Genomic DNA, 12928 nt, shown 5'->3' on the forward strand with positions numbered 1-12928 from the left:
GCCATGAACGAAAATCTGAACCCCAACAAAGAGGAGCTGAAGCCCGTTGACAACGAGCTGGAGAAGGTATTACGCCCGAAATCCTTCGAGGATTTTACCGGACAGGAAGAAGTGGTGGATAACCTGCGGGTGTTCGTGGAAGCCGCCCGCCTTCGTGATGAGGCACTCGATCACATGTTGCTTCATGGCCCTCCCGGATTGGGGAAAACAACCCTGGCACACATCATTGCGAATGAGTTGGGGGTGAATGTAAAGATCACTTCCGGACCGGTGCTGGAAAAACCCGGCGACCTGGCAGGTTTGCTCACCAACCTCGAAACCAATGATGTTCTGTTTATTGATGAGATCCATCGCCTTAGCCCGGTGATTGAAGAGTATCTGTATTCGGCGATGGAAGATTATGTCATCGATATCATGATTGATACCGGCCCCAATGCACGTACTGTGCAAATCGAGCTGAACCCGTTCACACTGATCGGTGCCACCACCCGCTCAGGATTGCTTACGTCACCCCTAAGGGCGCGATTCGGTATCACCAGCCGGCTGGCATACTATCAGACAGGACAACTCTCCGATATCATCAAACGATCGGCAGGAATCCTGCAGGTGAAGATTTATGAGGATGCCTCACAAGAGATCGCCAGAAGAAGCCGCGGTACCCCCCGTATCGCCAATGCACTCCTGAGACGTGTACGTGACTTTGCACAGGTGCGTGGCGATGGGAACATTGACCTGGATATTACCACCACCAGCTTAAAAGCTTTGAAGGTGGATGCACATGGGCTGGATGAGATGGACAACAAGATCCTCACCACCATCATTGAAAAATTCAAGGGCGGACCGGTAGGTATCACCACCATTGCCACAGCAGTGAGCGAAGAGGCTGATACCCTGGAGGAAGTCTACGAACCCTTCCTGATCCAGGAGGGATACCTTGCCAGAACGCCGCGCGGCCGCGTAGTAACGGAACGTGCATACAAGCACCTCGGACTGAAACCCGGAAGGGTACAGGGGGAGCTGTTTGATGGGGAGTAATGCCCAATCCACACCATACAAGCTGGATCAAGCAAGAGGCCAAACGCCTTGGCTTTGACTATTGTGGCATTTCAAAAGCAGGTTTTTTAGAAGAAGAGGCTCCCCGGCTTGAGAAATGGCTGAAGGCAAACATGCACGGCCGGATGGACTATATGGCCAATCATTTTGATAAACGATTGGATCCTACGAAGCTGGTGGATGGGGCCAGGTCCGTGATATCCCTCTTGATCAATTATTATCCCGAACAACAACAAAACCCCGATGCACCCAGAATTTCCCGGTATGCATACGGTGCGGTTGATTATCACCGCGTGATCAAGGATAAGTTGTTTATGTTGGTGGAAAGCATCCGGGAACATATCGGTGAGGTGAACGGCCGTGTGTTCGTAGACTCTGCCCCCGTGATGGATAAAGCATGGGCAGCAAAATCCGGACTGGGCTGGATCGGAAAAAATGCCAACCTGATCCGGAAAGGGGAGGGATCATATTTCTTCATTGCGGAACTCATCTGTGATCTTGAACTGGAAGAAGACCGTCCAGTTACTGACCATTGCGGCAGCTGTACACGATGCATGGATGCCTGTCCGACCGGAGCGATTGCCGCCCCTTATGTGGTGGATGGTAGCCGGTGTATCTCCTATTTCACCATTGAGTTAAAAGATGAGATCCCCACGAGCATGAAGGGCCAGTTCAATGATTGGGTCTTTGGTTGCGATGTATGCCAGGAAGTATGTCCATGGAATCGTTTTGCCGAATCAACCACCGATGCATCTTTCCGGCCGCCGGAAGGCATGCTGGACTGGGACAGGGAAGCGTGGACGGAGATCACGGAAGATGTGTTTAAAAAGGTGTTCGGGAAATCGGCTTTGCAAAGGCCCGGGTTTGAAGGATTCAAGAGAAATCTGAAGTTTGTGTGGGTTTAGCAGGCCTTAAGACCCGAAATAAATGCTTTTACCTGATCTTTCATTGGTTCTAAGACAGAATCGATCGACAAGGTATAGCTACGGATACTTTCAATGGATATTTTTTTCCCAAACAATTCATTGATAAGTTTGGTTGCCTTATTTAAATCCGACTTGTTCGAAGCTCTTCTACCAGTAGAATGTGCTCCAACGTTTTGTCTCATGATATTGATAAGCTCAATGATCTTGATATCATTCTCTTTACCATGTTTTATTAAACGCTTACTGTCTAATATCCCATAAAGACGAATAACATAGTTCTGATTTAACCATACCGCAACGGTTCCCGCACTGTTCTTGAAAACTTCGGAATAAGCATCAAGAATTTTTACTTTGATGCATATTCCTCTTTCTTCATAAAATGGTGGACTTATATATTCTAAATCCTTTGGAAAATTTGAATTAAACACTGCACGCGTCAAGAGATGATATTCCCATTGTCGGTCAATCTCATCGGTCAATTCTGTTTTTGAAGCTTCATCGAGCATTAGTCGGATTGTGTTGAATGTAGCAACAAACATAAGGTTTTCATACACTAGCATGTAGATTCTGTTCGGGTATGGTCATATCAAAACCTGGATTTTCCTCTAGAATGCAAATATGTACAACGCTGGTTAGCAGATGTGTGAATTAAAGACACGGATTACAAATCCGCGCTAGCCTGCGTTCCCTGAACAGGGTTTTCGGAAAGAGAGTCGAATAAAATCGCAAGGTCATTTTTGATTGACTTATACTTCTTTGCCAATCTTTTAAGCTTGCGTTCAAAAGGTTCGGTGGCAATTACTTCAAAGCTCATCCATCAGGTCCTTGGCAGACTTCAACTTTTTCTTTCCCTGCTCATGAAGTTCAGCATCATTAAGGGCTTCTGCTAAATCCTGGATGGCCTGACTCTTGTGTTTATCCTTGATCTCTTTGACCACCTTTATGTAGTCAAGACTTTTTAGTAATTCCATAAAGAAAGCACCTCTATTATCTTTTATGTCAAGAATAACCTTCATTGTCTTACGTTTGGGTCAGTAACAAAGATAACGAAAATCAAAGTGAATAGTTTCTTGATGAGGCCCGGTTGATGATGACTCAAAGCAAAGGATCTTTGAATAGAAGAGTAGATCGCGAAGATGATAACGATGCCATCTAACCTATGATATCTGAAACTCCTGAAGTGATTAACGCATTACCTCCTTCGTCTCAACAAATCAGCAACTCACAGTTTTCAAGGATAAGCTCGTCTAACCGAACGGGTGATGGTGATCATGAATGATGTGGCGCATTTTGATTTTTTATAATTTTGCTTCCGCAATAGTGCAGTGATGGTATGTTAAAGGGTATTACAAAGATTTTACTTCCGGTCCTCGTTTTAACCGCTTTCCTTTTTTCGTTTGGAAAATCCGTTGTCAGCAACATTCAGGCAACGAACCAGCAAGTTTCCTTTTTCAATACATCCTACTCACCGGATCAATCGGTAATCACCTCTCAAGACCATTCCCATCCTGTCTCATCCCCGTTCTGTATGATTCCTGGCGAACAACAGGACATGGAAGAAGATGATGAATTCGTCAAAAAGAAGGTAAGATATTTTCCGGCCATCAACGTGCAACGGGAGTATTTGTCTTATCAGATCAATGCCCCGCCCTTTTCTGATCGCGGTCAACTGCACAACGATCACCCAGGTACCCCCCTGTATATCCTCTACGAGGTTTTCAGGCTTTGATAATACCCCACCGCCCTTAAGGTCCTCCACGGTTATCTTACAGGCATCGCATGATGCAGGCATATGCCTCGTCCTGCACATCCGCTGATTCATTTTTCTATCCCGCACACATGTCTTAAAAAGGATTATGTGTTCACCACCCAGGGCATTGTCCTTTGGTGCAGAATGAGAACCATATACCAATTTGTTGAATTCAAATACCTCTCGTGATGAATAATTTAAAAGTGCTGATAGGCCTTACCGCTATTGTGGCCTACTCAAGTTGTCAGACAGAACATCAGGAACACCATGAACAGGAAACAAAATTCCTGGTCACCAGCCCGATGCGAACCGATACCTCCGTCTCCCAGGACTATGTATGTCAGGTACGCTCGGCCCAACACATCGAACTAAGGGCCCTGGAAAGGGGATACATCGAAAACATCTTTGTGGATGAAGGACAACTTGTAAAGAAGGGACAAATCATGTTCACCATCATGCCCCTGATGTATAAGGCTGAACTCCAGAAGGCTCAGGCGGAAGCGGATTTCGCTCGCATCGAATACCAGAATACAAAGGCACTTGCCGACAGCAACATCGTTTCCCCGAATGAACTGGCACTTGCCAAGGCAGAACTTGACAAGGCTCAGGCAGAGCTTGCGCTGGCACAGGCACATCTCCAGTTCACCGAGATCAGGGCACCCTTTGACGGTTTGATGGATCATTTTCATGTCAGGCTGGGAAGCCTGGTGGATGAGGGTGAACTGCTGACAACCCTGTCCGATAACAGCAGCATGTGGGTATATTTCAATGTGCCCGAAGCTGAATACCTGGACTACCGCTCGGCAGTGAAAAAAGACAGCCTGATGACGGTACAGTTGCTGATGCCCAACAACAAGTTCTTTGATCACCAGGGCACCGTGACAACCATTGAAGCGGATTTTAATAATGAGACCGGCAACATCGCATTCAGGGCTACATTCCCAAACCCAGACAGACTACTCCGGCACGGAGAAACCGGAAGTATCCTCATGGGAAAACCGCTCAAACATGCCTTGCTCATTCCGCAGAAAGCCACGTTCGAAATTCTTGATAAGAAGTATGTATTCGTCATTGATAAAGACAACGTCGTGCGATCTCAACAGATCACCGTTGGCGAAGAAATGCCGCATTTGTATGAGGTGAAATCCGGACTGGCAGACGGAAGCAAGATCCTGCTTGAAGGCCTGCGAAAGGTGAGGGATAAGGACAAGATCGCCTATGAGTATCTGAAGCCCGAAGCGGCTTTGGCTCAACTGGAATTGTACACGGAGTAGTGTAAGCACTTATAACAGCAAAGAAAATGTTTAGTAAGATTCTACACAGGCCCGTACTATCTATCGTAATTTCGCTTGTCATCATCTTTACCGGGACGCTGGCCATTTTCCAGCTTCCTATCTCCCAGTTTCCTCAGATCGCACCTACATCGGTGCATATCTTCATTGCTTATCCGGGTGCGAGTGCCAATGTACTTGTGAACTCTACCCTGATTCCACTGGAGAGATCAATAAACGGAGTGGAAGGTATGAGGTACATCTCATCGGATGCTACCAGTGCCGGTGAAGCGACAATACAGGTGATATTCGAGCCGGGCACCGACCCCAACCAGGCAGTGGTGCGGGTGAAAACACGCGTTGATCAGGTGATGCCACTGCTACCTGTATTGGTGCAACGAGAGGGTGTGGTGATCACACCCATACAGCCCAGTATGCTGATGTACGTTAGTCTTTACAGCAAAGACGAGCATGCCGATCAGAAGTTCCTTTATAACTATGCAAACGTACACATGGTCCCCGAACTGCAACGCATCAGGGGTATGGCGCGTGCGCAGATCCTGGGAAGCCGCCAGTACGCTATGCGGATCTGGCTGAAACCCGACCGGATGCGAGCATACAACATCTCCGCCGAAGAAGTGATGGAGGCCATGCAGGAGCAAAGCATTATCGGAAGACCGGGACGCCTTGGACAAAGCTCCGGGAAGTCCGCACAGTCGTTGGAGTATGTGCTGGTCTACCAGGACCGGTATAGCAAACCCGAACAGTACGAGAACATCATCATCAAAGCGAATGAAGAAGGGGAGATCATCCATCTTAGGGACCTGGCCACCGTTGAGCTGGGCCCCGAATTCTTCGACATCTACTCGAACCTTGACGGCTACCCGTCTGCAGCCATTGTTCTCAAGCAGTCATTCGGGAGCAATGCCAGTGATGTGATCAAAGAGGTGAAAGCCAAGCTCAAGGAAATGGAAGCGGACTTTCCGCCCGGCATGGATTATAAGATCAGCTATGATGTATCCCAGTTCCTGGATGCCTCCATTGAGCAGGTTACCCATACGCTACGGGATGCCTTCATCCTGGTGGCATTGGTGGTGTTCCTGTTTCTGGGCGACTGGCGTTCGACGCTGATCCCTATCCTCGCCGTTCCGGTGTCACTCGTCGGGGCATTCTTTGTGATGCAGATATTCGGACTGTCCATCAACCTCATCACGCTCTTTGCGCTCGTTCTGGCCATCGGTATCGTGGTGGATAATGCCATCGTGGTGGTGGAGGCCGTGCATGCCAAGATGGAGGGCGATGGGAAACTTACGCCTTACAAAGCCACACAGCAGGTGCTCGGTGAGATCAGCGGAGCTATCATTGCCATTACATTGGTGATGACCGCCGTGTTCATTCCGATCGCATTTATGACCGGGCCGGTCGGTACGTTTTACCGGCAATTCTCTATTACCATGGCCAGTGCCATCGTGATCTCGGGAATTGTTGCCCTCACGCTGACACCGGTACTTTGCGCGGTTCTGTTGAAGAATAATCATGGTAAGCCGAAGAAGAAATCTCCGGTCACCTGGTTCATCGACCGCTTTAACCGTTGGTTTGAAAAACTGACCGGAAGGTACACCAACATTCTGAAGCGTATCGTGAACAGACGGGTGGTCACTTTCGGTGTCCTGTTCTTATTCTGTGCCGGTATTTTTGGTGTGAACAAGGTGCTTCCCGCCGGATTTATTCCGGGTGAAGATCAGGGCACCATCTACGCCATCATCCAAACCCCGCCCGGTGCTACACTGGAAAGGACCAACCAGGTGGCAGAGCAATTGCAGAAGATCTGTGAAGAGGTGGAAGGCGTGGAATCCGTGTCCGCACTGGCCGGGTTTGAGATCATGACAGAAGGACGCGGTTCCAATGCCGGTACCTGTCTGATCAATCTCAAGAAATGGTCCGACCGGAAACATTCGGTACACGAGATCATGGAAGAGTTGGAAGAAAAGTCGAAAGACCTCGGTGGGGTGATCGAATACTTTGAACCTCCCGCAGTACCGGGATTCGGTTCATCGGGTGGTTTCTCCATGAGGCTGCTCGACAAAACCAATTCGACCGACTATCAGGAATTCGACAAGGTGAATAAGGACTTCATGGACGCTTTGGCCAAACGGAAAGAGCTGACCGGACTCTTTACCTTCTTCGCGGCGAACTATCCCCAATATGAATTGGAGATCGATAACAAGATCGCCATGCAGAAAGGGGTATCCATCGGTAAGGCCATGGAGAACCTCAACATTCTGATCGGTAGTACCTATGAGCAGGGCTTCATCCGCTTCGGTCGATTCTTTAAAGTGTATACCCAGGCAGCCCCTGAATACCGGAGGTTCCCTTCGGACCTGAAGCGGTTGTTTGTGAAAAATGAAAGCGGGGAGATGGTGCCTTATTCTTCTTTCATGAGGATCAAGAAAACGCAGGGACCGAATGAAATATCCCGTTATAACATGTACAACTCAGCGGCCATTCGTGGACAGCCCGCTCCGGGATATACCACCGGCGATGCCATCACGGCGATCCGGGAAGTGGCTGCCGAAACATTGCCGCGTGGACTCGACATCGCATGGGAGGGACTTTCCTTTGACGAGGCGAATCGCGGAAACGAAGCCCTTTATATCTTCATTGTGGTGATCGTCTTCGTCTACCTCGTTCTTGCCGCACAATATGAAAGTTTCGTTTTGCCGTTGGCCGTGATCCTGTCATTGCCGATCGGGGTCTTCGGTTCGTTCCTGTTGTTGAAGGTGATGGGACTGGCGAATGACATCTACGGTCAGGTAGGTCTGATCATGCTGGTGGGACTGCTCGGTAAGAATGCCGTGTTGATCGTGGAGTTTGCCGTCCAAAAACGTCGTCAGGGTGCCACGGTACTTGAGGCTGCCATTGAAGGTGCCAGGACCCGGTTCAGACCGATCCTCATGACGTCCTTCGCTTTTGTCGCAGGACTGATACCGCTCATCATGGCCACCGGCGCCGGGGCGATCGGGAACAGAACGATCGGAGGCTCATCCCTTGGCGGTATGCTCGTCGGAACCATTTTCGGCGTACTCGTGATTCCCGGACTGTATTTTATTTTCGGTAAGCTCATCGAAGGTCGTCAGCTTATCAGGGATGAATATGATGAACCGTTGACAGAAGGATTTGTGAGTGCTTCGGAAGACAGGAACAAAGTCTCCGAAAATCTGCGACAGATCAACCGGGTGTTAAGAAGATTGCTGAGAAGAGAAGGGAAATCGTAATTCAAATTTCGTTCACAATGACTAAAAATAACATACATATATATCTGGTCATCGCATGCATGCCACTCATCTTCCAGGCATGCACGATTCCGGATTCAACGCAGAGAAAAGCGAATACCGTTGTCCCGGAAAGTTATTCCGGGTCACGCGATTCCTCGAACATGGCCAGTATCAAATGGAAGGATTTTTTCAATGATCCATACCTGGCCGCACTTATTGATACGGCGTTGAACAACAACCAGGAGTTGAATATTGTACTTCAGGAGATCAACATCGCACAGAATGAGGTGAGGGCGAGCAAGGGAGAATACCTTCCCTTCGTTCACCTGGGAGCCGAAGCAGGTGCGGACAAAGTGGGAAGCTATACCCGGGATGGTGCGGTGGAGCATAACCTTGAGATCAAACCCGGCGAGGAATTTCCTGAACCTTTGACTGACTTTCTGCTTGCAGCGAGGGTGTCATGGGAGCTGGATATCTGGAAGAAGTTGAGGAACGCAAAAAAAGCGGCCACATTCAGGTACCTGGCCTCCGTGGAAGGAAAGAATTTCATGGTTACCAACCTCGTGGCAGAGATCGCGAATTCGTATTATGAATTGCTGGCGCTTGATAACCAACTGACCCTTGTGACAAGGAATATTGAGATCCAGCAGAATGCCCTGAGGATTGTAAGGTTGCAGAAAGACGCTGCCCGGGTGACGGAACTGGCCGTCCGTAAATTTGAAGCGGAAGTGCTCAAGAACCAGAGCAGCCGGTTCTATATTCAGCAACAGATCGTCGAGACGGAGAACAGGATCAATTTTCTTGTCGGTAGGTTACCGCAACCGGTGCAAAGAGATTCCCAGGTGTTTGATGACGCGATAAAAAATCCCGTTGCACCCGGTATTCCTTCCCAGTTGCTTCAAAAACGTCCGGACATCATGCAGGCCGAGATGGAGCTGAGCGCCGCGAAACTGGATGTGAAAGTCGCCAGGGCCAGGTTCTATCCTTCTCTGGATATCTCTGCAGGCATGGGTTATCAGGCGTTCAATCCGGCATTCCTCATCACCACACCCGAATCGATGATCTATAATCTGGCGGGTGGATTGATGGTTCCCTTGATCAACAGGAATGAGATCAAGGCGGCATACAACAGCGCCAATGCAAAGCAGCTGCAAGCGGTGCATAATTATGAGCGCAGTATTCTGAATGCGGTTGTTGAAGTCACGAACCAATTGTCGAAGATCGATAACCTGGGTAAAAGTTATGACCTGAAATCAAAACAGGTGCAGGCGTTGACCCAGTCGATCACCATTTCAACGAACCTCTTCAGATCGGCCAAGGCTGACTATATGGAGGTGCTTATGACTCAACGCGATGCACTGGAAGCAAAAATGGAATTGATCGAGACCAGAAAGGACCAACTGAATGCCCTGGTGAATATGTACCAGGCACTGGGGGGCGGCTGGAATTAGCGGGAGGAGAAGAACAGGCCCTGTCAGGGTTTTGAGTAACAGGGCTTGTTCTTCATTTATTTTATGAAGATCAGTTTTTGGTAAGTGGTTGATTCGTTACCGGAGAACTCAATCACATATATTCCTGCAGCTCCGCCGGCATTGTTCCACGTAATACGGTTCTGCCCAATACCTATGGATGTTTCAAAAACCATCTCGCCAACCGGATTGAATATGCGGATGACTCCCGCTGCATGTGACAGCAAAGTCACCGCTTCCGTTGCCGGGTTGGGGAATGCGATGAGACCGGTGATCACGAAGTCCCGGTGCACATCTCCTGTAGGTCCGTTATACTCATACGGTCCGATGTCCCATTGGGCTCCTCCTGTAAGGTCGCCGTCGAGGGGGCGAAGGGTGCCATCAAAATCGTTGTCACATATTCCGGTTGCGTCCGCGCCTTTGTCAACAGCCAGTGTACTTTGTGATGTCAGATGAAAGTCGATGGGGGCATTGACGAACATCGGATCGCCCTCCTGCCCCATGATCTCCTGTCCGCTATACTGGGCTGTGAATTGCGCCAGGTTGGCAAACGTGGTGTTGCTGATCTCCAACACATCACAGCCGCTGCAATGGTAGAGGTTGGCATCAAGTTCCGATGCATTGAGCGCATCGCTGCGCATGGACACCAATGGTGATTGTGTGTCTGACCGGTGGAAGATGTTGTTCTTGATGCGGCCGTTGGACAGGTTACTGTTGTCGATCATCACAGCATATTTATCCGTGATATTGTAAATGAGGTTGTTGTAGATATCAATGTGGTTGACCGGGTCATTGGTGATGCCCAGGTAACCGGCATAGCCATCACCCAGACTGGTCACTGTTTGTGCCTGGTTCGTGTGGAGGATATTGTTCCGGATGATGAGTGTATCGATGCCGGTGAGTCCGCCGCCGCTTTGATCCTTGATGGTGATGCCGTCCACGGTATGATGGATGGTGTTGGATTCTATGAGGATGTTAGAAGAACCGTAGTCGCTGTCACCACCTACGCTGATGGCAGTGAGGTAAAGGTCATGGAAGAGATTACCTCGGATGACGGCATTCCTGACTGTTCGTATTTTCAATGCACCCACGTGCCCGTTGAACTCGTTGCCTTCGACGTGGTAATTCTCGCCAAGTGCCAGGTATAGGTGCCAGTCGAACCAGGAATCCGGTTTTCCGTTATTCTCGAAATGATTCCCGGTGAGTGTCATATTGCTTCCCGAAACGAATACGCCCTGGCTGTGACCGGTCTCGGGGGATATGTTGTAGTTCTCCGAGATGTGGCAATGATGCATGGTGTGTCCCCAGGTATAAAGTACGGCTCCAATTGTTGTTCCGGACACATCCACACTATCAAACGTAATATGGTGGGGCTTGTAGGTATAGAACGATTCGTTTACGTAGATGCCTCGCGGACGGCTACCCGGAGTGGCGTTGGTGGTGAGATACAGATCTTTGAAGACCAGGTATGCGCTTTCTTCTCCCTGTGTACCGGTCCCTCTGACCAGGATGATGTCTCCGGTGGATGTCTTGTTGAATACCGGTTTGCTTCCACTGCCATATGCACCGATCACAATGGGGTTGTTGATCAGTCCTGCGCAGGTGGACAGGGCCAGGGAAGCCGATGAGCCCGACCAGGTATCACCGCGCATGAACAGCACCGAGTCTCCCGGCACCGCCGTGTTGTTTAACAGGGTGTTGGCTGCACTGGTGGTTTGTTTCGGGCCGTTGCCATTGCTATCGGGGTAGGGCAGCATGCCGGACCAGCTGTCGTTGCCGGTGCTTTCCGAAAAATAGTAGGTGGTGGCGTTGGCGCAGAGTCCGCAAAGTAATATCAGGATAAGTACAAGAGTAGGGCGTATGTTCATCGGGAGATTGTTTGGTTGGTGTTGTCGTTTACATGAAAGTACGTTATAATTTTCATGAATACACCATGGAGTTAAGGAAACACGGGACCTGACTAATGAATGGTTGTTAATGGTTAATCCCAAACTATGCAATAGAAAATCTTCTATTGCATAACGATTAAGAAAATCAACCTTTCCGGCCCGTACTGCGTGCATCCGAAAAGTGATTTTCTATCCCGTAGGTACGGGAGGGATAACCCCAACTAAATACAGATAGTTCGGCTCGTTCCTCCACTCCTACTGCATAAGTTGGGTTAATGTGATGCCCGGATCGTCACATGGGTGGGTGTCTTCGTCTGGCCATTCCGTGTCTTCTTACTAACATTTCCTATAACAGTATAGAGTAACCAATTTGGTAACTCTTTTGTATCTTTGTAGTATAATCTCCAGGATAACAGTGAATATCTACAATCGGGGTTCCGTTACGGCATTTTACAGTAAGCATCCGGATTGCAAGGAAACGCTCGAGAAATGGTATCATGATGTTTTGTCGAAACGTTGGAAGAAACCGGGAGATTTGACAAGAGATTTCAATACGGCGCGGACGATTAAAAATAGCCGGGCCATTTTTAAGATCAACGGGAATGTGTACCGGTTGATCGCTGAGGTCAATTATCAGAAGGGTTGGTTGTTTATAAAATTCATCGGTACACATGCTGCGTATGACAAGATCGATCCGGAAACAATTGATGCTTATAAACCGAAAAGGACATAAACATGAAGCTCAAACGAATCAAAACCAAAAAGGATTACCGGGAAGCCCTTGGTCGCTTTGAGGAAATATTCCAGGCAAAACCGGGAACACCTGAGAGTGATGAAGCGGATGTGCTGGCATTGCTGATTGAGGATTATGAACATCGTCATTATGTGATAGAAGTTCCCGATCCCCTGGAGGCCATTAAGTATAGAATGGAAGAACAGGGTTTGACCAACAAGGATCTGGCGAATATTCTGGGATATAAAAGCAGGGTAACCGACATCTTCAAAAAGCATCGTAAGTTGAATCTGAACATGGTGAGAAAGTTGCACCAGGTATTGAATATTCCGTTGGAAACGCTGGTGAAGGATTATTGAACTTTTACTGTACAGGATATGCTCTTCTGTTTTGTTAATGCCTCCGAACTCCAGATAGACTTTCCTCCTTAGATCACCCATTGCAAACCCCCAATCGACTGCCAAGTGATTTTTTATACCTCCTTCAAACGTTTTTTCAACAACTAAATCTCGCTCCCTCCCATAAACCGGCTATACCTGCCGGATTGAATAACCCGCCATGA

The 12928-nt window shown here is 48.6% G+C and carries 11 protein-coding genes; 8 read left to right on the forward strand and 3 right to left on the reverse strand.

Annotation, left to right across the window (positions count from 1 at the left end):
- The first annotated feature begins 3 nt into the window (after positions 1-3).
- Both ruvB and queG read left to right on the forward strand, forming a co-directional pair.
- On the forward strand, positions 4-1035 hold the full coding sequence (gene ruvB, locus KDD36_02420) for a Holliday junction branch migration DNA helicase RuvB (protein MCB0395479.1): 1032 nt from the start codon (positions 4-6) through the stop codon (positions 1033-1035).
- A complete protein-coding gene (queG, locus tag KDD36_02425) occupies positions 1035-1958 on the forward strand; it encodes a tRNA epoxyqueuosine(34) reductase QueG (protein MCB0395480.1) in 924 nt (307 codons plus the stop codon). Before ruvB ends, queG begins: the two co-directional genes overlap by 1 nt.
- On the opposite strand, the gene KDD36_02430 is transcribed toward queG, so the two are convergent.
- Positions 1955-2485 (reverse strand): hypothetical protein, encoded by a 531-nt coding sequence (locus KDD36_02430; GenBank protein MCB0395481.1) that lies wholly within the window; start codon positions 2483-2485, stop codon positions 1955-1957. The two genes, queG and KDD36_02430, sit on opposite strands and share 4 nt — an antisense overlap.
- Before the next feature lie 297 nt (positions 2486-2782).
- Positions 2783-2950 (reverse strand): hypothetical protein, encoded by a 168-nt coding sequence (locus KDD36_02435; protein ID MCB0395482.1) that lies wholly within the window; start codon positions 2948-2950, stop codon positions 2783-2785.
- Positions 2951-3507: 557 nt separating this feature from the next.
- On the opposite strand from KDD36_02435, the gene KDD36_02440 reads away from it, so the two are divergent.
- From KDD36_02440 to KDD36_02455, 4 genes are all read left to right on the forward strand, one after another.
- On the forward strand, positions 3508-3708 hold the full coding sequence (locus KDD36_02440) for a hypothetical protein (GenBank protein MCB0395483.1): 201 nt from the start codon (positions 3508-3510) through the stop codon (positions 3706-3708).
- 209 nt (positions 3709-3917) lie between these two features.
- Positions 3918-5003 (forward strand): efflux RND transporter periplasmic adaptor subunit, encoded by a 1086-nt coding sequence (locus KDD36_02445; protein ID MCB0395484.1) that lies wholly within the window; start codon positions 3918-3920, stop codon positions 5001-5003.
- 26 nt (positions 5004-5029) lie between these two features.
- Positions 5030-8275, forward strand: coding sequence for an efflux RND transporter permease subunit (locus KDD36_02450; protein MCB0395485.1), 3246 nt, complete (start codon positions 5030-5032; stop codon positions 8273-8275).
- A 17-nt stretch (positions 8276-8292) separates the two neighbouring features.
- On the forward strand, positions 8293-9726 hold the full coding sequence (locus KDD36_02455; GenBank protein MCB0395486.1) for an efflux transporter outer membrane subunit: 1434 nt from the start codon (positions 8293-8295) through the stop codon (positions 9724-9726).
- 56 nt (positions 9727-9782) lie between these two features.
- Here the strand turns inward: KDD36_02455 and KDD36_02460 are convergent, their stop codons facing one another.
- Positions 9783-11612 (reverse strand): T9SS type A sorting domain-containing protein, encoded by a 1830-nt coding sequence (locus KDD36_02460; GenBank protein ID MCB0395487.1) that lies wholly within the window; start codon positions 11610-11612, stop codon positions 9783-9785.
- Between the two features lie 436 nt (positions 11613-12048).
- On the opposite strand from KDD36_02460, the gene KDD36_02465 reads away from it, so the two are divergent.
- Positions 12049-12366: a type II toxin-antitoxin system HigB family toxin gene (locus KDD36_02465; protein ID MCB0395488.1), complete on the forward strand. Its 318-nt coding sequence runs from the start codon at positions 12049-12051 to the stop codon at positions 12364-12366.
- A gap of 2 nt (positions 12367-12368) precedes the next feature.
- A complete protein-coding gene (locus KDD36_02470) occupies positions 12369-12725 on the forward strand; it encodes a helix-turn-helix domain-containing protein (protein MCB0395489.1) in 357 nt (118 codons plus the stop codon).
- Positions 12726-12928: the final 203 nt, after the last annotated feature.

It is taken from the genome of Flavobacteriales bacterium (assembly GCA_020435415.1).
Taxonomy (GTDB): domain Bacteria; phylum Bacteroidota; class Bacteroidia; order JACJYZ01; family JACJYZ01; genus JACJYZ01.

What these genes read in the sequence shown, in the direction of transcription:
- ruvB (MCB0395479.1), top strand. Translation starts at nt 4, where the DNA reads ATGAACGAAAATCTGAACCCCAACAAAGAGGAGCTGAAGCCCGTTGAC.
- queG (MCB0395480.1), top strand. Translation starts at nt 1,035, where the DNA reads ATGCCCAATCCACACCATACAAGCTGGATCAAGCAAGAGGCCAAACGC.
- KDD36_02430 (MCB0395481.1), bottom strand. Translation starts at nt 2,485, where the DNA reads ATGCTCGATGAAGCTTCAAAAACAGAATTGACCGATGAGATTGACCGA.
- KDD36_02435 (MCB0395482.1), bottom strand. Translation starts at nt 2,950, where the DNA reads ATGGAATTACTAAAAAGTCTTGACTACATAAAGGTGGTCAAAGAGATC.
- KDD36_02440 (MCB0395483.1), top strand. Translation starts at nt 3,508, where the DNA reads ATGATTCCTGGCGAACAACAGGACATGGAAGAAGATGATGAATTCGTC.
- KDD36_02445 (MCB0395484.1), top strand. Translation starts at nt 3,918, where the DNA reads ATGAATAATTTAAAAGTGCTGATAGGCCTTACCGCTATTGTGGCCTAC.
- KDD36_02450 (MCB0395485.1), top strand. Translation starts at nt 5,030, where the DNA reads ATGTTTAGTAAGATTCTACACAGGCCCGTACTATCTATCGTAATTTCG.
- KDD36_02455 (MCB0395486.1), top strand. Translation starts at nt 8,293, where the DNA reads ATGACTAAAAATAACATACATATATATCTGGTCATCGCATGCATGCCA.
- KDD36_02460 (MCB0395487.1), bottom strand. Translation starts at nt 11,612, where the DNA reads ATGAACATACGCCCTACTCTTGTACTTATCCTGATATTACTTTGCGGA.
- KDD36_02470 (MCB0395489.1), top strand. Translation starts at nt 12,369, where the DNA reads ATGAAGCTCAAACGAATCAAAACCAAAAAGGATTACCGGGAAGCCCTT.